This window comes from Teichococcus oryzae (genome assembly GCF_008386565.1).
Taxonomy (GTDB): Bacteria; Pseudomonadota; Alphaproteobacteria; order Acetobacterales; family Acetobacteraceae; genus Pseudoroseomonas; species Pseudoroseomonas oryzae.
In genome coordinates, this window is the sequence record NZ_VUKA01000015.1 from 32591 (window position 1) to 51241 (window position 18651).

At 72.6% G+C, this 18651-nt stretch carries 17 protein-coding genes, 1 pseudogene and 1 riboswitch; of the genes and pseudogenes, 8 read left to right on the forward strand and 10 right to left on the reverse strand.

Annotation, left to right across the window (positions count from 1 at the left end; all coding sequences use genetic code 11):
* Window positions 1-11 precede the first annotated feature (11 nt).
* Window positions 12-1136 (forward strand): cobalt-precorrin-5B (C(1))-methyltransferase, encoded by a 1125-nt coding sequence (locus F0Q34_RS18155; RefSeq protein ID WP_149813670.1) that lies wholly within the window; start codon window positions 12-14, stop codon window positions 1134-1136.
* 56 nt (window positions 1137-1192) lie between these two features.
* Here F0Q34_RS18155 and cobM read toward each other — a convergent pair whose 3' ends face one another.
* From cobM to cbiE, 3 genes and pseudogenes are all read right to left on the reverse strand, one after another.
* Window positions 1193-1942: a precorrin-4 C(11)-methyltransferase gene (cobM, locus tag F0Q34_RS18160; RefSeq protein ID WP_149813671.1), complete on the reverse strand. Its 750-nt coding sequence runs from the start codon at window positions 1940-1942 to the stop codon at window positions 1193-1195.
* Window positions 1939-2346 (reverse strand): cobalamin biosynthesis protein, encoded by a 408-nt coding sequence (locus tag F0Q34_RS22375; RefSeq protein ID WP_241665575.1) that lies wholly within the window; start codon window positions 2344-2346, stop codon window positions 1939-1941. The genes cobM and F0Q34_RS22375 overlap by 4 nt, the downstream gene beginning before the upstream one ends.
* Window positions 2320-3525: pseudogene (cbiE, locus tag F0Q34_RS18165) on the reverse strand (precorrin-6y C5,15-methyltransferase (decarboxylating) subunit CbiE); the annotation flags it as partial. The pseudogene cbiE and the gene F0Q34_RS22375, both read right to left, overlap by 27 nt.
* Between cbiE and F0Q34_RS18170 the strand changes: the two are divergent.
* On the forward strand, window positions 3513-4289 hold the full coding sequence (locus tag F0Q34_RS18170) for a cobalt-precorrin-6A reductase (protein WP_241665573.1): 777 nt from the start codon (window positions 3513-3515) through the stop codon (window positions 4287-4289). The pseudogene cbiE and the gene F0Q34_RS18170 overlap by 13 nt on opposite strands.
* Here the strand turns inward: F0Q34_RS18170 and cobJ are convergent.
* The 7 genes from cobJ to F0Q34_RS18205 are packed head-to-tail and all read right to left on the reverse strand — an operon-like array spanning window position 4259 to window position 12310.
* Window positions 4259-5002, reverse strand: coding sequence for a precorrin-3B C(17)-methyltransferase (cobJ, locus tag F0Q34_RS18175; protein ID WP_149813673.1), 744 nt, complete (start codon window positions 5000-5002; stop codon window positions 4259-4261). The genes F0Q34_RS18170 and cobJ overlap by 31 nt on opposite strands.
* The gene (locus tag F0Q34_RS18180; RefSeq protein WP_149813674.1) at window positions 4999-5724 is read right to left on the reverse strand and encodes a precorrin-2 C(20)-methyltransferase; all 726 of its coding nucleotides are present in this window, start codon (window positions 5722-5724) and stop codon (window positions 4999-5001) included. Before F0Q34_RS18180 ends, cobJ begins: the two co-directional genes overlap by 4 nt.
* 11 nt (window positions 5725-5735) lie before the next feature.
* A complete protein-coding gene (locus tag F0Q34_RS18185; protein ID WP_149813675.1) occupies window positions 5736-6362 on the reverse strand; it encodes a precorrin-8X methylmutase in 627 nt (208 codons plus the stop codon).
* Window positions 6359-7543, reverse strand: coding sequence for a precorrin-3B synthase (cobG, locus tag F0Q34_RS18190; protein WP_149813676.1), 1185 nt, complete (start codon window positions 7541-7543; stop codon window positions 6359-6361). Before cobG ends, F0Q34_RS18185 begins: the two co-directional genes overlap by 4 nt.
* The gene (gene cobN, locus F0Q34_RS18195) at window positions 7513-10827 is read right to left on the reverse strand and encodes a cobaltochelatase subunit CobN (protein ID WP_149813677.1); all 3315 of its coding nucleotides are present in this window, start codon (window positions 10825-10827) and stop codon (window positions 7513-7515) included. The genes cobG and cobN overlap by 31 nt, the downstream gene beginning before the upstream one ends.
* Window positions 10828-10877: 50 nt before the next feature.
* Window positions 10878-11912 (reverse strand): cobalamin biosynthesis protein CobW, encoded by a 1035-nt coding sequence (gene cobW / locus F0Q34_RS18200; RefSeq protein ID WP_149813678.1) that lies wholly within the window; start codon window positions 11910-11912, stop codon window positions 10878-10880.
* Entirely contained in the window at window positions 11909-12310 is a 402-nt protein-coding gene (locus tag F0Q34_RS18205) for a DUF1636 family protein (RefSeq protein ID WP_149813679.1), read from the reverse strand. Before F0Q34_RS18205 ends, cobW begins: the two co-directional genes overlap by 4 nt.
* Before the next feature lie 153 nt (window positions 12311-12463).
* A riboswitch (cobalamin riboswitch) is annotated at window positions 12464-12669 on the reverse strand.
* A 447-nt stretch (window positions 12670-13116) separates the two neighbouring features.
* On the opposite strand from F0Q34_RS18205, the gene proV reads away from it, so the two are divergent.
* From proV to cobO, 6 genes are all read left to right on the forward strand, one after another.
* The gene (gene proV, locus F0Q34_RS18210) at window positions 13117-14364 is read left to right on the forward strand and encodes a glycine betaine/L-proline ABC transporter ATP-binding protein ProV (protein ID WP_149813680.1); all 1248 of its coding nucleotides are present in this window, start codon (window positions 13117-13119) and stop codon (window positions 14362-14364) included.
* Between the two features lie 11 nt (window positions 14365-14375).
* Window positions 14376-15302, forward strand: coding sequence for an ABC transporter permease (locus F0Q34_RS18215; protein ID WP_149813681.1), 927 nt, complete (start codon window positions 14376-14378; stop codon window positions 15300-15302).
* Between the two features lie 97 nt (window positions 15303-15399).
* The gene (locus F0Q34_RS18220) at window positions 15400-16281 is read left to right on the forward strand and encodes a glycine betaine ABC transporter substrate-binding protein (protein WP_149813682.1); all 882 of its coding nucleotides are present in this window, start codon (window positions 15400-15402) and stop codon (window positions 16279-16281) included.
* A 300-nt stretch (window positions 16282-16581) separates the two neighbouring features.
* Window positions 16582-17454: a glycine betaine ABC transporter substrate-binding protein gene (locus tag F0Q34_RS18225; protein ID WP_149813683.1), complete on the forward strand. Its 873-nt coding sequence runs from the start codon at window positions 16582-16584 to the stop codon at window positions 17452-17454.
* Window positions 17455-17539: 85 nt separating this feature from the next.
* The gene (gene cobU / locus F0Q34_RS18230; RefSeq protein WP_149813684.1) at window positions 17540-18049 is read left to right on the forward strand and encodes a bifunctional adenosylcobinamide kinase/adenosylcobinamide-phosphate guanylyltransferase; all 510 of its coding nucleotides are present in this window, start codon (window positions 17540-17542) and stop codon (window positions 18047-18049) included.
* Window positions 18046-18651, forward strand: a complete 606-nt coding sequence (gene cobO / locus F0Q34_RS18235; RefSeq protein WP_149813685.1) for a cob(I)yrinic acid a,c-diamide adenosyltransferase — start codon at window positions 18046-18048, stop codon at window positions 18649-18651. Before cobU ends, cobO begins: the two co-directional genes overlap by 4 nt.

Below are 18651 nucleotides of genomic sequence, written 5' to 3' on the forward strand. Positions count from 1 at the left end.
GCGGCTCCCGCATGACAGGCGGGGCGAGGGGGGATAATGCTCGCCGGGTGCAAGACCAGGATCGCCCGCTGCGCCGTGGCTGGACCACCGGGGCCTGTGCCGCGGCGGCGGCCAAGGCAGCCTATGCCGCGCTGCGCGGCGGCGCCTTCCCGGACCCGGTGCGGATCACCCTGCCGCGCGGCGAGCAGCCGGCCTTCGCCCTGGCGGAGCACGCCCTGCTGCCAGGTGGCGGGGCCATGGCGGCGGTGGTGAAGGATGCGGGGGACGACCCGGACGTGACGCATGGCGCGCTGATCCGCGCCACGGTGCGGCGGCTGCCGCCGGGCAGCGGCGTGGTGTTCGCCGCTGGCGAGGGCGTCGGCACCGTGACGCTGCCAGGCCTGCCGCTGCCGGTGGGCGAGCCCGCCATCAACCCCGCGCCGCGCGCCATGATCCGCGCCGCCCTGGCCGAGATCGCCAGTGAGGGCATCACGGGGGCGGAGGCCGATGCGCATGTCGAGATCAGCATCCCCGGCGGCGCCCGCATCGCCGAGCGGACCATGAACCCCCGGCTGGGCATCCTGGGCGGGCTGTCGGTGCTCGGCACCACAGGGGTGGTGGTGCCGTATTCCTGCGCCGCCTGGATCCATTCCATCCATCGCGGCATCGACGTGGCCCGTGCCCTCGGGCTGGATCACCTGGCCGGCGCCACAGGCAGCACCAGCGAGGCGGCGATCCGGCAACTGGACAACCTGCCGGAACAGGCCTTGATCGACATGGGCGATTTCGTCGGCGGCATGCTGAAATACCTGCGCGCCCATCCCGTGCCGCGCGTCACCGTGGCGGGCGGCCTGGCCAAGCTGACCAAGCTGGCGCAGGGGCGGCTGGACCTGCATTCGCGGCGCGGCACGGTGGACCTGGAAGCCCTTGCCGCCCTGGCGCGGGAGGCGGGGGCGGACGCGGCCCTTGCCGCGCGGATCGCCGCCGCCAACACCGCGCTGGAAGCCTTCACCCTGGCGCAGGGGCAGGGCATCGCCCTGCCGGCGGCGGTGGCGGCGCGGGCGCGGGAGGTGGCGCGGCAGGTGGTGGCCGGCACCGGCATCGCCGTCGATGTGGCGCTGTTCGGGCGAGACGGCGCCTTGCTGGCGCGCGCCTGAGCTAAACACGCCTGAGCCGAAGGGGCGGGCGGCGGTTGCCGCCGGTTCGGGCCCGCTCACCGGAAGCGCCGCCGGTAATCCGTGCTGTACAGCGCGCTGTCGCGGAAATCCCCCGGCTCCAGCGCGCGGCCCACCAGGATCACCGCCATCCGTTCCGCCGGCTCGGCGGCCAGCTTCGCCTCGATGTCGCCCAGCGTGCCGCGGAGGATGCGCTGGTCCGGCCAGGAAGCGCGCACCACGATGGCCACCGGGCAATCCGCGCCATGCAGCGGGCGCAGCGCCCCCACGATGCCCGGCAGGGCGTGGATGGCGAGGTGGATGGCCAGGGTCGCGCCGGTGGCGCCGAAGGCATCCAGCGTTTCGCCCGGCGGCATGGGGGAGGCGCGGCCGGAAACCCGCGTCAGCACCACGCTCTGCGCCAGGGCCGGCACCGTCAGCTCCCGCCCCAGCGCGGCGGCGGCGGCGGCGAAGGCCGGCACGCCTGGCGTCATGCTCCACGGGATGCCCAGCCGGTCGAGGCGCCGCGCCTGCTCGGCCACCGCCGACCAGACGGAAAGATCCCCCGAATGCAGCCGCGCCACATCCTGGCCGGCCGCGTGGGCGCGGCGGAACTCCGCCTCGATGGCGTCGAGGTCGAGGAAAGCGGTGTCCACCTTGCGCGCATCGGGCGGGCAGTGTCGCAGCATTTCCGGCGGCACGATGGAGCCGGCGTAAAGGCAGACCGGGCAGGCGGCCAGCAGGTCGCGCCCGCGCAGGGTGAGCAGGTCCGGCGCGCCGGGGCCGGCGCCGATGAAGTGGACGGTCATGCGTTCCGCTCCGTGGCCAGGGCGCAGGTGACGCCGGGGCCGTCGATGCGCGGCAGCACCAGGGCGCCGCCGCCGGCCAGGGCGCAGCCTTCCGCCACGGAAGCGATGCCGGTGGCCTCCAGCGCCGCCGCCGAACGGGTGGGGCAATGGCCTTGCGCCGCCAGGATGGCCTCTCGCGCGGCGAAGGCCAGGGGCAGGCCGAGCGCCGAGGCCGCTTCCGCCAGCGCTGGCACATCGCGGCGGAACCCGGGGGCGAGCAACCGGGTGACGCGGTGGCCGGACAGCGCCTCCGCGCCGCGCACCAGGGCTACGATGTCGGCGGCGGCGGCGGCAGGGCGGGCGCCGATTCCGGCCACCGCCGCCGGGCGCGGATCGGCGGGTTTCTGCACGGCATACTGGGTCACGGTCATCAGCGGGCGGTAGCCATGCAGGGTGCCGACGGAATCCAGCCTTTCCACGCCGATCCGCGTCAGGCTGCCGCCCCAGCGCCGATGCGCCGCGATCAGCACCGCCTCGGTTTCCAGCGTCACGGCGTTGGCCACCAGCCGCCCGCCGGGGCGCAGCGCGGCCCAGGCCGCTTCCAGCACGCCGGGATGGCTGGCGCCGCCGCCGAGAAACACCGCATCGGGGGTGGGTAGGCCGTCGAAGCCGACCGGCGCCGCCGCCTCGATGACCCGCAGCGCCGGCACGCCGAGGGCCAGGGCGTTGCGCGCGGCCTGCGCGGCGCGGTCCGCGCGCGGCTCCAGCCCGATGGCACGCAGAGAAGGGTGGCGCAGCATCCATTCAATGGCCACGGAGCCGGAGCCGCAGCCGACATCCCACAGCAACTCCCCTTGCCGCGGTGCCAGGGCCGAGAGCGTCACCGCCCGCACCTCGCGCTTGGTGATCTGGCCATCCTGTTCGAACAAGGCTTCCGGCAGGCCGGGAGCCAGGGGCAGGATGCGGGCCTCCGGCCCGGCCACCACCTCGATGCCCAGCAGGTTCAGCGGACCGGCTTCCAGTGCGAAGGTGTCGGCGGTGGCGCTGCGCTGGCGCTCGCGCGGGCCGCCCAGCGCTTCCAGCAGGTGCAGGCGGGACGGGCCGAAGCCATGGCACGTCAGCAGCGCGGCGAGGGCGGCGGGCGTTCCGGCATCGGCCGACAGGGCCAGGATGCGGGCGCCGGGCTGCAGCAGCGGCAGCACCGGCTCCAGCGGGCGGCCGCAGAAGGAAAGGGTGGCGCAATCCTGCGCGGCCCATCCCAGCCGGGCACGGGCCAGGGCGAAGGCGGAAGGCGCCGGGATGCACAGGAACTCGCCTGGCGGCACCTGCCTCGCCAGGGTGGCGCCGACGCCGAAGCAGAACGGGTCGCCCGAGGCCAGCGCAACCGTGGGCCGGCCGCGCCGCGCCAGCAGCGCCGGGTAGCCATCGGCCATCGGGCTGGGCCAGGGATGCGGCTCGCCCCGGATCAGCGGCGCCGCGAGGGCCAGGTGGCGCCGGCCCCCGAACACCGCTTCGGCCTGGCGCAGCAGCGTGGCGGCGGCGGGGGAAAGGCCCTCGACGCCATCCTCACCGATGCCCAGGATGAACAGCCATGGATCGGTCATCGCGGGGAGTTATGCGGGTTCTGCTGCTGGGGGGAACAACGGAAGGCTCGGCCCTGGCCCGCGCCCTCGGCGGGGATGCGCGCTTCCAGGCGACCCTGTCCCTGGCCGGCGCCACCAGCACGCCGCGGGCGCAGCCCCTGCCGACGCGGATCGGCGGCTTCGGCGGCGTGGCCGGGCTGGCGGCGTATCTGCGGGCGGAGCGCGTGGATGCGCTGGTCGACGCCACCCATCCCTTCGCCGCGCAGATGACCCGCAACGCCGCCGCCGCCGCCGCCCTTGCCGGCACGAGGCTGCTGCGGCTGGACCGCTCGCCCTGGCCGGTGCAACCCGGCGACCGGGAGGTGGACAGCATGGCGGACGCCGCCGCCGCGCTGGGGAAGGCGCCGCGCCGCGTTTTCCTGGCGGTGGGCCGCAAGGAACTGCCGCCCTTCCGGGACATGGCGCCGCAGCACCACTACCTGATCCGCTCCGTTGACCCGCCGCCGCCCGAATTGCTGCCGCCAGGCGCCATCGTGCTTTCCGCCACCGGTCCCTTCGGCCTGGAGGCGGAGCGCGCCCTGCTGCGCGCCCATCGCATCGAGGCGCTGGTGGCCAAGAATTCCGGTGGCGCGGCGACCGGTGCCAAGCTGGACGCGGCGCGGGAAAGCGGCGCGGCGGTGATCCTGCTGCGCCGCCCGCCGCCGCTGGCGGGGCTGCGTACCGTGCCGGATGTCGCGGCGGCGCTGGGCTGGCTTCATGCGCTGGCCGCCGAGCGGGGGGTGTAGAGGAACCGCCCGGCCATCCGCGTGGCCGCGCTGCCCACCAGCACCAGGGTCCGCATGTCGGCCAGGGCCGGATTGGCCTCCGCCAGCGGCCTGAGCACCATGCGCTCCTCGGGGCGGGAGATGGCGGTGGCGAAGGCCACCGGCACGGTGCCCGGCAGGTGCTCCCGCAGCAGGGCGAAGGCGCGGCCGAGCTGCCAGGGCCGGGCGCGCGAGATCGGGTTGTAGAGCGCCAGCACGAAGCCGGCCTCGGCGGCCAGGCGCAGCCGCTTTTCGACCAATTCCCAGGGCTTCAGATTGTCCGACAGGGAGATGGCGCAGAAATCATGCCCGAGCGGCGCGCCGAGCCGGGCGGCGGCGGCGAACATGGCGGAAATGCCTGGCAGCACCTGGATGTCCAGGTCGCGCCAGGGGGCGGGGCCGTGCTCCACCGCCTCGAACACCGCCGCCGCCATGGCGAAGACGCCGGGATCGCCGGAGGACACCACCGCGACGCGGGCGCCGGTTTCCGCCAGTTCCAGGGCATGGCGGGCACGGTCCAGCTCCTCCCGGTTGTCGGTGGGATGGACGCGCTGCTCCGTCCGCGCCGCGACCCGCGCCACATAGGGGCCGTAGCCGAGGATGTCGGTGGCCTCGGCCAGCGCCGCCTCCGCTTCCGGTGTGCGCAGCGAGGCCGCGCCGGGACCGAGACCAATGATGCGGAGCCAGCCGCTCATCGCGTGCCCTGCCGTCCAGGGATCAGCACCAGCGCGAAATAGGGCGCGGGGGTGGTGTCGCGCTCCGCCAGCGGCAGGATGCGCTCGCCCTCCATGCAGCCGCGCTCGGCATAGATGGCGCGCCCCGTCAGGCCCAGCTCGTCCAGCACGGCGCGCAGCTTGGGCAGGTTGCGGCCAAGCTTCATCACCACCGCGGCGTCGCAGCGGCGCAGCGCCCCGGCCAGTTCCTCCGCCGGCAGGGTGGCGGGCAGCACGGACAGGATGTCGTCGCCATGCACCATCGGCGAGGCCGCGCGGGACCAGCAGCCGGACATGGCGGTGATGCCGGGCGTCACCGCCACGGGGTGCGCGCCGCGCAGCCGGTCGAACAGATACATGGCCGAGCCGTAAAGGAACGGATCGCCCTCGCACAGCAGCGCCACGTCGCGGCTCGCGCGCAGATGCGCGGCGATGGCGGCGGCGCTTTCGTCGTAGAAGGCGGTCATGGCGGCCGGGTAGCGGGGGTCATCCACCGGCAGGTCGGTGGTGTAGGGATATTCGAAGCGCAGCTCCTCCGCCGCCGGGTTCAGGTGCGGCGCGGCGATGGAGCGGGCATGGCCCGCGCGGCCGCGCCTGGCGAAGCAGGCGAAGACCGGCGCGGCGGCCATGATGCGCGCGGCCCGCAGCGTCACCAGCTCCGGATCGCCCGGGCCGACGCCCAGGATGTGCAGCGTGCCTGTCATGTTCCCCGGGATCATTCCTGCTCGGAGGCCAGGGCGTTGACGGCGGCGACGGCCATGGCGCTGCCGCCCTGCCGGCCCTCGACGATCATCCAGGGAACGCGGTTGTCGTCGGCCAGCGCCTGCTTGCTTTCGGCGGCGCCGACGAAGCCGACCGGCAGGCCGATGATGGCGGCCGGGCGCGGCGCCCCGGCATCCATCAGCTCCAGCAGGCGGAACAGCGCGGTGGGCGCGTTGCCGATCGCCACCACCGCGCCGCCGAGCCTGTCGCCCCAGAAATCCAGCGCGGCGGCCGAGCGGGTGTTGCCGATCGCCGCCGCCCGTTCCGGCACGCCCGGGTCGGCCAGGGTGCAGAGGATCTCGTTCTCCGCCGGCAGGCGGGCGCGGGTGATGCCCTGCGCCACCATCTTCGCGTCGCACAGGATCGGCGCGCCGCGCAGCAGGGCGGCGCGGGCGGCCTCGGCGAAGCCGGGGGCGAAGCGGATATGGCGCGCCACCTCCACCAGGCCGCAGGCATGGATCATGCGCACCGCGACCCGCGCCTCGGCCGCCGAGAAGCGCGCGAGGTCGGCCTCGGCGCGGATGATGGCGAAGGACCTGGCATAGATGGCCGCGCCATCGCGGATGTAGTCGTGGGTCATCGCTCCAGCTCCGCCGCTGCCTCGGCCAGGGAAAGGTTTCGCCGCGCCGGCGCGTCACCCGCGCGGCCGTCCCGCACAAGGGCGTAGCGCCCGTCGGGCTGCGCCACCAGCACCAGCGCCGCCGGCCCCGGATGGGCGCAGCCTTTGGCGCAACCGGACAGATGCAGCAAGCCCGGCGGGCGGGGATGCCGCGCCAGGATGGCGGCGGCGGCGCGCGTGTCGGCCCCGCCGCTGGCGCAGCCGGCCGAGCCGGGGCAGGCGCGGATCAGCATGCGCGGGTCGCCGGGATCGGTGATGAAGCGGCCGGCCTCGGCGCTCAGCAGGCCAGGGTCGGAAGGCCCCGGCAGCAGGATGGCACGCCAGGGCGTGATGCACAGGGCACCGGGCCCGGCACGCTCCGCCAGACTGGCCAGGTGGCGCAGCTCATCGCCGCCCATCTGGCCAAAGGGCAGGCCGAAGCCGGTGGCGCCGGGAAGCAGGCCGATGGCGCGTGGCGCAGGCGGCTCGGGCATCGGGGGCTCGGGCCGCAGCCCGGCCGCGCGAATCAGGGCGGCGGCGCCAAGGGCCGCCGTCGCGTCGCGCATCCGCCGCGCGCCCGGAACCGCCAGAAAGGCGCGGATCAGCGTGGCGACATGGCCGGGCGCCGCGCCGCGCGCCATGGCGCCGGGGATGTGCAGGCTGGCCGCCCCGCCGGCATCCAGGCGCAGGGTGATGTCGGCCGCCACGCCGTGCAGCGGCAGCGCGCCGCCGGCATCCAGGGCAAGGCCAAACTTGCCCGGCAGCGCCGCCAGGGCGTCGTCGGCCAGAACGGCTTCCAGCGCCTCAAGCCATGCCGCGGCATTCGGCGCGATGCCGAGATCATGCCCGAGCAGGGGCGGGGCGATGATGTTGCGCCGCCGCTCGATGCCGGCCTCGCCGCTGGCAAGCCCTGCCGCTTGCATCGCCAGGGCGAAGGGCGCCAGGCCCGCTTCCGCGAAGCCGCGAAGCTGGAGGTTGCCGCGCTGGGTCAGCTCGATCCCAGCGGGCGCGGCGGCCGCGATGGCGCGGGCCTGGAGCGCGGTGATCTGCCCGCGCGGCGGCTTGATGCGGGTCAGCCAGCCATCTTCCGCGCGCATCGGCTCGAACAGCGAAGGGCACCAGCCGCGCGGCGTCACGGCACGCTGTTCCGGCGCGGGCGCCACAGACCCCGCTCCCGCGCCTCGGCGAAGCGGGCGCGCATGGCGTCCAGGGCGGCCGGGTTGTGCTCGGCCAGGAAGGCTTCCACGGCGGGATTGCCCAGCGTCGCCTCGAACAGCAGGTCGAACTGGCGGTCGAGCCGCGCCGGCAGGGTGGCGGCGAAGGCGTGCAGCCCTTCCAGGCCCCGGGCGATGTGCAGCGCGCCCTGTTGGCCGTGGCGCATCATGCCGGCGATCCAGGCGGGGTTGGCGGCGCGGCCGCGCACCACGCGGGCGATCTCCTCCTCCAGCGCGCGGATGCGCGGCGCGTCGGGGGTGCTGGTGTCGGCGTGGTAGAGCGCGGGATCGGCGCCCAGCGCCGTGGCGGCGGCGGCCAGCCCGCCCTGGTGGGCGGCGAAGTCGGGGCTGTCCAGCAGGTCCGCCTCGGCATGGTCCTGGCTGTGCAGGATGGCGTCGGCGGTGCGCAGCCGGCCGGCCAGGGCCTCGCGCTGCGGCGCGCCGTCCAGGCCGCGGCCATAGGCGGCGGCGGAGCCGTCCAGATAGGCGCTTCCCAGATCGGCCCGGCTGGTCCAGGCGCTACGCGCGATGCGGTCCTCCAGCCCGGTGCCGTAGCTGCCGGGGGCGGCGCCGAAGATGCGGGCGGTGGCCTGGCGCAGCGCCGCCCCGCCCAGCCCGCGCGCGGCATCGGCCAGCGGGTTCCAGCCATTGTCCTCCTCGGCCCGCGCGGCGAGGGCGCGCACCGCCTCGTCGAACAGGGCGATCTGGGCGGGAAAGGCATCCCGGAACAGGCCGGAGATGCGCAGCGTCACATCGACGCGCGGCCGGTCCAGCAGCGCCAGCGGCAGGATCTCCACCCCCGTGACGCGGGCCGAGGCGGCGTCCCAGACCGGCCTCGCCCCCATCAGCACCAGGGCCAGCGCCAGGTCCTCGCCGCCGGTGCGCAGGGTGGTGCTGCCCCAAAGGTCGATCACCAGGGAGCGCGGCCAGTCGCCATGATCCTGCCGGTGGCGACGCAGCAGCTCGGCGGCGGCCTTTTCGGCCAGGGCCAGGGCCGAGCGGTTGGGGACGCCGCGCGGGTCGATGCTGAACAGGTTGCGGCCGGTGGGCAGCACATCGGCCCGGCCGCGCGTCGGCGCCCCGGCCGGGCCGGGATGCACGAATCGGCCATCGAGGGCGGCCAGCACCGCGTCCCGCTCGGCGCCGGCGGAGGCATCGAGCCGCGCCGGATCGGTGCCGGCGGGCAGGGCGGCGAGCAGGGCATCCCGCCGCTCGGGGGAGGGTGCCCGGCCGAAGACATGCAGCCCGTCGCGGATCTGCATTTCCTTGACGTCGCACAGCCAGGCATCCAGCCGGGCCAGCGCTTCCTCCTCCGGCAGGCCGCGCGGGATGTTGCCTTCCGCCAGCAGGCCGGTGGCCTCGGCGCGGTCGAGGATTTCCCGCCGCAGGATGGCGCCGCGGCGGCGGTCGAGGCCGTCGGCGGCGGCGTATTCGTCGATCAGCCGTTCCAGCTCCAGCGCCGCGCCATGCTGGCCGGCGGCGCGCAGCGGCGGCGTCAGATGACCCAGCGTGACCGCGCCGAGGCGGCGCTTCGCATAGGCGGCCTCCCCCGGATTGTTGACGATGAAGGGGTAGATCACCGGCATCCCGCGCAGCAGGGCGGCCGGGGCGCAGGCGGCGGAGGGCGCGGCGGCCTTGCCCGGCAGCCATTCCAGCATGCCATGCGTGCCGAGATGCAGCAGCGCGTCATGCCGCGCCCGCAGCCACAGATGAAAGGCCACGAAGCCATGGCGCGGCGGCGTGTCCGCGTCGTGATAGCCTTCCCGGCGGTTGAGCCGGCTGCCGCGATCCGGCTGCACCGCCACCGTGGCCCGCCCGAGGCGAAGGTGGCGCAGCGCGAAGCCGCCCGCCCGGACGGCCGGATCGTCTTCCGGCGCGCCCCAGGCGGCGGCGATGGCCTCGCGCAGGGGGGCGGGCAGGGTGGCGGACAGCGCTGCGTAGCCGGCCAGGTCCAGGAAGGGGGTTGCGGGGGCTGTGGTCAGGGCGCGGGCCAGATGCGCGGCGTCCGGCGCTTCCGTGTCGTATCCGGCATCCCGCAGATCCCGCAGCAGGGCGGCAAGGCTGGCGAAGCTGTCCAGCCCCACCGCATGGCCTTCCTGCCCACCCACCGCCGGGTAGTCGGACAGCAGCACGGCGATCCGCCGTTCCGCGCGCGGCGTGGCGGCGAGCCGCACCCAGCCCAGGGCCCGGTCCGCCGCCAGGGCGATGTTCCCGGCATCCGGCGCTAGCACCGTCTGGCCATGGTCCAGACCGGGCACCGGCGCCGCTTCCTGCTTGAAGCCGATGGCCGTGGTGGCGAGGCGCCCATCCAGTTCCGGCAGCACCAGCTGCATGGCGAGGTCGCTCTGTCCCAGGCCGCGCGCCGAGGCGGCCCAGGCCTCGCGCGGCGCGCCGGAGAGCAGCAATTGCAGCACCGGCGCGCCGGCGGCGTCGAGCGGCGAGGCGCCGTCCTGCCGGGCCGAGAAGGCGGTGGCGTTCAGCACCACGGCCGGGCGCCATTCCGCCAGCCGCCGCGCCACGAAATCCGCGCAGCCCGCGTCCTTCAGGCTGGCGGCATACAGGCCGCGCACGCGCAGGCCCCGCTGGCGCAGGGCGTCGGCGAGCGCCAGCATCGGCGCGATGTCGCCGGCCAGCAGGTGCGAGCGGTAGAAGGTGATGACCGCCTGCGGGGCCGGTTCCTCCCGCCCCAGCGGATGCTCGCCGCAGGCCGGCAGGGCCAGGGGGGCCGGCACGTCATCCGGCCCCAGCCCGGCGCAATGCGCGGCCAGGCGCAGGGCGGCGGCGAGGTTCCCGGCCCCGCCCTCGCGCAGAAGGGCGTCGAACCGGCCATGCATCGCCGGCGGAACGGTGGACAGCGCCGCGAGCTGCGCGTCGGCCCGCCCATCCCCCGGCAGGATGGCCAGGGGGATGGAGCGGCGCCGGCACAGCGCCGCCACCTCCTCCGCCCCGTAGCGCCAGTAATCGAGGCCGCCCAGCAGGCGGATGACGATGCAGCGCGCGTGGCTCAGCACGTCCTCGGCGTAAAGGTCCACCGACATGGGATGGCGCAGGCGCGACAGGCTGGCCAGGCGCAGCGTCGGCCGCGGTTCGGGCAGCGCCTGCCAGCCGGCCGCGGCGGCGGCGAGGTCGCTGTCGCTGAAGGACAGCAGCGCCAGGTCGGCCGGGGCATGGCCGAGATCCTCAGCCAGCTCCGTTTCGTCCAGCGTGCGTGTTTCTTGCCGCAGCAGGTGCAACGCCTGGTTCCCTCATGCCGGCCGGGGCGTGCTGCCCCGCCGATGCGCTTCTACCCCAGGATGGCGCGGGCGATGGCTGCCTGATCCATCCCCGCCTGCCCGATCACAACAAGATGCCCCTCGCGGTCATCCGTCCAGGCGCGGTCGAAATGCGAGCGGAAGCGGCGGCCCACGCCCTGCACCGCGAGGCGCATCGGCTTCCCCTTCAGCCGCACGAAGCCCTTGATTCGCAGCACGTCATGCGCGGCCGCGACCTCCGGCAGCCGGGCCAGGAGCGCGTCGGCGCTGTCGTATTCCGGCAGCACCACGACGAAGCTGTCGAAATCGTCGTGCTCATGCGCGCCATCCTCGGCATCGTGGTGCGAGGGGCGGGCGGCGAGGTCATCCTCGGCGGCGGCCTCCAGGCCGAGCAGCATGGCGGGCTCCAGCGCGCCTTCCCGGGCGGGCACCACCTTCACGGCGCGGGGCAGGCGGGCGCCGATCTCGCTCCGCAGCCGCTCCAGCGCGGCCGTGTCCAACAGGTCGGCCTTGTTCAGCACCACGATGTCGGCGGCGTTGAGCTGGTCCTCATACACCTCGGCCAACGGGTTGTCGTGGTCGAGGGAGGGGTCGGCGGCGCGCTGGGCGGCCACCGCCTCCGGGTCGTCGGCGAAGCGGCCCTCGGCCACCGCCGGGCCGTCCACCACCGTCACCACCCCGTCCACCGTGACGCGGGAGCGGATGGCGGGCCAGTTGAACGCCTTGATCAGCGGCTTGGGCAGGGCGAGGCCGGAGGTCTCGATCAGGATGTGCTCGGGCGGGTTCGGCCGGTCGAGCAGGGTTTGCAGCGTCGGGATGAAGTCATCCGCCACGGTGCAGCACAGGCAGCCATTGGCCAGCTCCACGATGTTCTCCGCTTCGCAGCCCGGGATGCCGCAATCCTTCAGCGTCTCGCCATCGACGCCGAGGGCGCCGAACTCGTTGACGATGATGGCGATGCGGCGGCCGCCCGCATGCTGCATCAGGTGGCGCAGCAGGGTGGTCTTGCCCGCGCCCAGGAAGCCGGTGACGACGGTGGCGGGAACCTTGTCCAGGCTCTGGCTCATGCGGGGATGTCCTGTTCGGGAAGGAAGGAGGGGATGCGGCCCAGCACCGCGCGGCGCAGGCTTTCGGGCCGGCGGGAGGGCAGCACCGCGCCGGTGCGGTGCGCGGCATAGGCCTCGGCATAGCGCAGCAGGTCGGGCGCCAGCGCGGCGTCGAGATGGCCGAGCAGGTAGCTCCACTTGCCAGGCGCGGCCATCGCCGCGGTGCAGCCGCGTTCGCAGGCGGCCAGGCATTTGGCGCCGCGCAGCTCCAGCGGCGGCGGACCGTCCCAGGCCGCGAGCGCCGCCGCCACCGCATCGTGCAGGTGCTGGCCGGGCGGCGTTTCCCCTTCCGCCAGGGGACGGCCGGCGCGGCAGGTGGTGCAAACAACCAGACAAGGCGGGGAGGCATCGCTCGGCACGGTTCTGCACCCTTGTTGCGCGCCGTGGTCGGCGCATGGACAGGGGATGCCAAGAACCGTCCCGCGCCCCTCTATGGTGCGCGGGCCCGACAGTGCCCGGCGTGCGGATGCGCGGGCCCATCGCCGCCCTCCGGGGCACCCCGCCCGGTGGCACGATCCGATGCGGCGATGGCAGGTCTCCTGGCTCGCGGATCCAAACGCGCCCGGCGCGCCTTCCCGGCCCCTTGCGGGACCAGTGGCAGTTGCGCGGGTGCTTTCCGCCCACAGTTGCGGGGGCAGCCACGGATTTGGGGAAGGAGCCCCTTGCCGTGTTCCCTCTTCGCCTTCCTCGCGGAAGGACCATCACCGGCATGGTGGTAGGCGGCGGAACCGGCGGGAGTCAAACCCGGCCGCCCCATGGCGGGAGAAGCTCCCGGAAGGATTATGGAAACTTTTGGCTCTTCGATGAGTTCTTTCTGGCCAGTTATGAATACATGAAATGAAGAAAAAGAGTTTCCTTGTGAAGTCACGGTCTAAACTCACCATCAAGCAAAGCAGATTTCGAGGTTTCGCCCATAGGTTTCATTTCCTTGTCATGGACAGGGGCGCTCGATTCTCGGGTGATGCCATGAGTGACTGTGTTAATGGTGGACAGGGTAGCCGGGATGCTTTAGGTCTCGGCGAAACTCACGCGTCAATTCAGAATTGTGCCCTTTTTAGGGCGCTCTTGACGCCTTTCAGCCGCCAGGATTCGCCGGGTGGCCGAGACCCGTTTGAACCCCGATGGAGGTGATGCCGCCCGCGGCGCGCGGCAGCCAGGAGCATCCATGGACAGCCTGACCCCCACCCTCGACAGGGCGGCTGGCGACGACGCCATCCCGCCCGTGAAGATCGCCTTGCGCAACGTCTACAAAGTGTTTGGCGACCACGACGAAGCCGCCATGCGGCTGGTGCGCGATGGCCGCGACAAGGCCGAGATCCAGGCCGAGACCGGCTGCACGGTCGGCGTGGACAATGCCTCCTTCGAGATCCGCTCCGGCGAGATCTTTGTGATCATGGGCCTGTCGGGCTCGGGCAAATCCACCCTGCTGCGGCTGATCAATCGCCTGATCGAGCCATCCTCCGGCGAGATCCTGATCGACGGCCAGGACATCACGAAGATGTCGCGCCAGGAACTGACGGCGCTGCGCCGCTCCAGCATGGGCATGGTGTTCCAGTCCTTCGCCCTGCTGCCCAACCGCACCGTGCTGGACAATGCCGCCTTTGGCCTTGAAGTGGCTGGCATGGCGCAGGCCGAGCGCCACGCCAAGGCGCGGGCCGCGCTGGAGGCGGTGGGCCTCGGGGCCTATGCCGACAGCCGGCCGGACCAGCTTTCGGGCGGCATGAAGCAGCGCGTCGGCCTCGCCCGTGCCCTGGCGGGCGAGCCCAGCGTGCTGTTGATGGACGAGGCCTTCTCGGCGCTCGACCCGTTGATCCGCACCGAGATGCAGGACGAGCTGATCCGCCTGCAATCCGAGCGCAGCCGCACCGTAGTGTTCGTCAGCCATGACCTCGACGAGGCCATGCGCATCGGCGACCGCATCGCCATCATGCAGCATGGCCGCGTGGTGCAGGTCGGCACGCCGGACGAGATCGTGATGAGCCCGGCCAATGACTATGTCCGCTCCTTCTTCCGCAACGTGGACGTGTCCCATGTGTTCCGCGCCGGCGACATCGCGCGCGAGACGCAGGTGACGCTGATCGAGCGCCGCGGCATGGCCATCCCCGCCGCGCTGGAGCGGATGCGCCGGCATGACCGCGACGTCGCCATCGTGGTGGGCCGCGACAAGAAGTATCACGGCATGGTCAGTGTCGATTCGCTGGCCGCGGCGGCGCGCCGCCCCGAGCCCGATCCCTATCACCGCGCCCTGCTGCCCGAAGTGGCGCCGATCGCCGCGGGCGAGACATTGTCCGAGGTGATGGGCCGCGTCGCCGAGAGCCCGCACCCCCTGCCCGTGGTGGATGACGATCAGCGCTATCTTGGCTCGATCAGCAAGTCGGCGCTTCTGCAGACGCTCGACCGCAGCGGCAACTGAGGAGGCACCCGATGCAGGATTTCGACCTCGGCATCGGCGAAGGCGCCGATGCGGTCGTGAACTTCGTTCTCGACCATTTCACCCCCGCCCTGGACATCATCGCCGCCGCCATCGGCTTTGTCACCGACGGCCTCCATGACGCGCTGGTTGGGCTGCCGGCGCCCGCCATCATCGCCGCGATCGCCCTGGTCGCGCTGTGGCGCATGGGCTGGAAGTTCGCCGTCTTCGCCGTCGCCTCCCTGCTGCTGATCACCGGCATGGGGCTGTGGGAGCGGATGATGGAAACGCTGTCCCTGGTGCTGGCCGCGACCGGCATCGCCATGCTGGTCGGCATTCCGCTCGGCATCGCCATGGCGCGCTCCAACGCGGTGCAGGCGGTGGCGCGGCCGGTGCTGGACCTGATGCAGACCATGCCGGCCTTCGTCTACCTGATCCCGGCGGCCATGTTCTTCGGCCTTGGCGCCGTGCCGGGCACCATCGCCACGGTGATCTTCGCCATGCCGCCGGTGGTGCGCCTGACCAATCTCGGCATCCGCCAGGTGCATCACGAGTTCATCGAGGCCGGCGAGGCCTTTGGCTGCACGCCCATGCAGCTGCTGCTGAAGGTGCAGATCCCGAACGCCCTGCCTTCCATCATGGCCGGCGTGAACCAGACCATCATGCTGTCGCTGTCGATGGTGGTGATCGCCTCCATGATCGGCGCGGGCGGGCTCGGCAACACGGTGCTGACCGGCATCCAGCGCCTGGATGTGGGCACCGGCTTCGAGGGCGGCCTGGCCGTGGTGGTGCTGGCGGTGCTGCTGGACCGCATCACCCAGAGCTTCAGCGGCCAGCCCCAGGGCTTTTCCCTGCGGCGCCTGTTCGGCGCCGCCTCGGCGCAGGTGGCGGCGCAGAAGAACGCGGCACCCGCCGGCAGCCTCGCGGTGCCCAAGGCCTGAGGCCGCGGCGGGGGAGGATGCTCCCCCGCCTTCCCTTTCCCCTTTCTGCCTGTTTACGGGCGTGCCTTCGGTCGCGCCCCAACAAAAGGACGCAACCATGATCCAACTGAACAAGCGCCAGCTGCTCGCCGCCGGTGCCGGTCTCGCGGCCGGGCTCGCGACGGGCTTCCGCCCGGCCCGTGCCCAGGACAAGGCCATCAAGCTCGGCTTCGCTCCCTGGGCCGATGCGGAGTTCATCACCCGCCTAGCCGCCCGTCTGATCGAGGAGCGCCTTGAGATGAAGGTGGAGCTGGTGCAGACCGATGTTGCGCCGCTCTACCAGGGCCTGACGCGCGGCGACGTGGATGCCATGCTGATGTGCTGGCTGCCGCAGACCCACGCCGATTACTTCAAGCGCGTCGAGAAGAAGGTGGAGCGCCTCGGCACCCTGTACACCGGCGCCAAGCTGGGCTGGGTGGTGCCGAAATACGTGCCCGAAAGCGAGCTGGCCTCCATCGAGGACCTCGCCAAGCCGGCCGTGCGGGAAAAGCTGAATGGCCGCATCCAGGGCATCGAGCCGGGCGCCGGCCTGACCCGCCTTTCGCAGCAGGCGCTGAAGATCTATGGCCTGAAGGACTACACCCTGCAGGAATCGTCCGAGGCCGCCATGCTGTCCATGGTGAACCGGCAGATGCGTGGCGAGGACTGGATCGTCGCCACCGCCTGGAGCCCGCACTGGATGTTCGGCAAGTACGAGCTGCGCTACCTGAACGATCCGAAGAACGCGCTCGGCGCCGCGGAGGAGGTGATCGCCCTCGGCCGTCCTGGCCTGAAGCAGGACCATCCGAAGGTGGCTGCCTTCCTGTCGAAGCTGAACCTGCCGCTGAACGAGCTGGAGGTCGGCATGCTGGCCGCGCAGGAGGACAGCCAGGACGCCGCCGTGGCCCATTACGTCGAGAATCACGGCGACCGCGTGGATGGCTGGTTCGCCGGCAGCTGATCTCGTCGGATGACGGAAGGGCGGGCGGCTTCCGCCCCCGCCCGCTTTCGCGGCGGCCATTGGCCGCCGCTGACCCGCCCGCGGACGCTGATCCGGTCACGTATCTGCGCCCCTGCGGGGTCTTGCCCGCCTGGAGCGGCGCCTGTCCGGATGGCATCGCCGGGGCGGTGAAGATGCAGCCGGAAACAAGGATCCAGAGCAACCGCGCAAGTCGTGGCGAGTAAAGGCCGCCGCAGCTCCCGCGCCGCCGGATCGCCAGGTCTGACGCCACCTTCCCCCTCACTTCCCTAAGGAATCTCCATGACGTTCAAGAAGCGCGAATTGCTGAGCCTGACCGCCGGCCTGGCCTCGACCTTTGCCATCGGCGCGGCGCCTGCATGGGCCGGCAAGCCCATCAAGCTCGGCTACGCTTCCTGGACCGACAGCGAGTTCGTCGCCCGGCTTTTGGCGAAGCTGATCGGGGACAATCTTCGGACGCCGGTGGAACTGGTGCGGACCGACATCGCGCTGCTCTTCCAGGGGATCGCCCGTGGCGACCTGGATGTCATGATGATGGCCTGGTTGCCGGTGACCCATGCCGATTACTGGAAACGCATCGAGGGCAAGGCCGAGCGGCTTGGCACCTTCTACAAGGGCAGGAACGGGTGGGTCGTGCCTGGATATGTGCCCGAAGCCGAGCTGTCCTCTATCGCCGACCTGACGAAGCCGGAGGTGCGGAAGAAGATGGGCGGCATCATCCAGGGGATCGAGCCTGGCGCCGGCCTGACCCGCATTTCGCTCGGGGCGCTGGAGGCTTATGGCCTCGATGGCTACAGGCTGCAGGAAGCCAGCGAACTGGCCATGCTCAGTGTGGTGGACCGCGCCCTGCGCCAGGAGAGGTGGGTGGTGGCCACGGCCTGGAGTCCGCACTGGATGTTCGGCAAATATGATCTGCGCTACCTGGCCGACCCGAAGAAGGCGTTGGGCGGGGAGGAGGAGTCCATCGCTCTGGGCCGCCCCGGCCTGAGCAAGGACCATCCGGAGGTGGCCGCCTTCCTGTCCCGCGTGCAGATCACGCTGAAGGATCTGGAGCAGGGCATGCTGGTGTCGCAGGAAAAGGATTTCGACACCGCCATCGGCCGGTTCATCGACGAGCATGCCACAACCGTGCAGGGCTGGCTGGCCGGGGCCTGATCCCCCCACAACAGGCTGGCGGGCCGCCCGGAGCCGGCGACGCTGCCTCTATGGCGCGCCACCGGAATCCGCTAACCCCTTCCGCATGAGCTTCACCCTTGTCCTCGGCGGGGCCCGCTCCGGCAAGTCGCGCCATGCCGAGGCGCTGATCGCCCGCCACCCCGCGCCCTGGGCCTACATCGCCACGGCGGAAGCCTGGGATGACGAGATGCGCGCCCGCATCGCCGAGCACCGGGCGCGGCGGGGCGCGGAATGGACCACCATCGACGCGCCGCTCGACCTGCCCGCCGCGCTGGCCGAAGCCGGGGCGCGGCCCGTTCTGGTGGATTGCCTGACGCTGTGGCTGACCAACCTGATGCTGGGCGAACACGACATCGCCGCCGCCGGCGCCGGCCTGCGGGCCGCGCTGGCCGGCCGCGCCGCGCCCACCGTGCTGGTGGCGAATGAGGTGGGTCTCGGCATCGTGCCGGAGAATGCGCTGGCCCGCCGCTTCCGCGATCTTGCCGGCGGGTTGAACCAGGATCTGGCGGCACGCGCCGCATCGGTGCATTTCATCGCCGCCGGCCTGCCGCTGGTGCTGAAGGGGGAGCCATGACGGAAGACGAGGACGCCGCCCGCCACCGCGAGAAGATGGCGAAGCGCAAGGCCGTGCAGGATGCCGAGGTGGCCGGCAAGACGCTGGAGAAGGGACTGCTGATGGTCCACACCGGCGCCGGCAAGGGCAAGTCCACCGCCGCCTTCGGCCTGGCGCTCCGCATGCTGGGGCGTGGGCGCCGGGTCGGCGTGGTGCAGTTCATCAAGGGCGCCTGGAGCACGGGCGAGCGCGGCCTGCTGGAAGCCTATGCCATGCTGGAATGGCACAGCATGGGGGAGGGCTTCACCTGGGAAACCCAGGACCGCGCGCGCGACATCGCCGCCGCCCGCCGCGCCTGGGACCAGGCGGTGCGGCTGATGGCGGAGCCGGATCTCGGCCTGCTGGTGCTGGACGAATTATGCATCGCGCTGCGCTACGACTACCTGCCGCTGGACGAGGTGCTGGCCGGGCTGGCGGCCCGCCCCGCCGGCCTGCATGTCGTGGTCACCGGCCGCAACGCGCCGCCCGCGCTTGTCGAGGCCGCCGACATGGTGACCGAGATGAAGCCGGTGAAGCACCATTTCGCCGCCGGGGTGAAGGCGCAGCAGGGCATCGAGTTCTGA

Excerpts from the sequence above, each read along its gene's own strand:
- F0Q34_RS18220 (WP_149813682.1), top strand. The coding sequence starts at position 15,400 with ATGATCCAACTGAACAAGCGCCAGCTGCTCGCCGCCGGTGCCGGTCTC.
- cobO (WP_149813685.1), top strand. The coding sequence starts at position 18,046 with ATGACGGAAGACGAGGACGCCGCCCGCCACCGCGAGAAGATGGCGAAG.
- cobU (WP_149813684.1), top strand. The coding sequence starts at position 17,540 with ATGAGCTTCACCCTTGTCCTCGGCGGGGCCCGCTCCGGCAAGTCGCGC.
- F0Q34_RS18215 (WP_149813681.1), top strand. The coding sequence starts at position 14,376 with ATGCAGGATTTCGACCTCGGCATCGGCGAAGGCGCCGATGCGGTCGTG.
- F0Q34_RS18225 (WP_149813683.1), top strand. The coding sequence starts at position 16,582 with ATGACGTTCAAGAAGCGCGAATTGCTGAGCCTGACCGCCGGCCTGGCC.
- F0Q34_RS18185 (WP_149813675.1), bottom strand. The coding sequence starts at position 6,362 with ATGACCCACGACTACATCCGCGATGGCGCGGCCATCTATGCCAGGTCC.
- F0Q34_RS18155 (WP_149813670.1), top strand. The coding sequence starts at position 12 with ATGACAGGCGGGGCGAGGGGGGATAATGCTCGCCGGGTGCAAGACCAG.
- cobJ (WP_149813673.1), bottom strand. The coding sequence starts at position 5,002 with ATGAGCGGCTGGCTCCGCATCATTGGTCTCGGTCCCGGCGCGGCCTCG.
- cobW (WP_149813678.1), bottom strand. The coding sequence starts at position 11,912 with ATGAGCCAGAGCCTGGACAAGGTTCCCGCCACCGTCGTCACCGGCTTC.
- F0Q34_RS18170 (WP_241665573.1), top strand. The coding sequence starts at position 3,513 with ATGGATCGGTCATCGCGGGGAGTTATGCGGGTTCTGCTGCTGGGGGGA.
- F0Q34_RS18180 (WP_149813674.1), bottom strand. The coding sequence starts at position 5,724 with ATGACAGGCACGCTGCACATCCTGGGCGTCGGCCCGGGCGATCCGGAG.
- cobM (WP_149813671.1), bottom strand. The coding sequence starts at position 1,942 with ATGACCGTCCACTTCATCGGCGCCGGCCCCGGCGCGCCGGACCTGCTC.
- proV (WP_149813680.1), top strand. The coding sequence starts at position 13,117 with ATGGACAGCCTGACCCCCACCCTCGACAGGGCGGCTGGCGACGACGCC.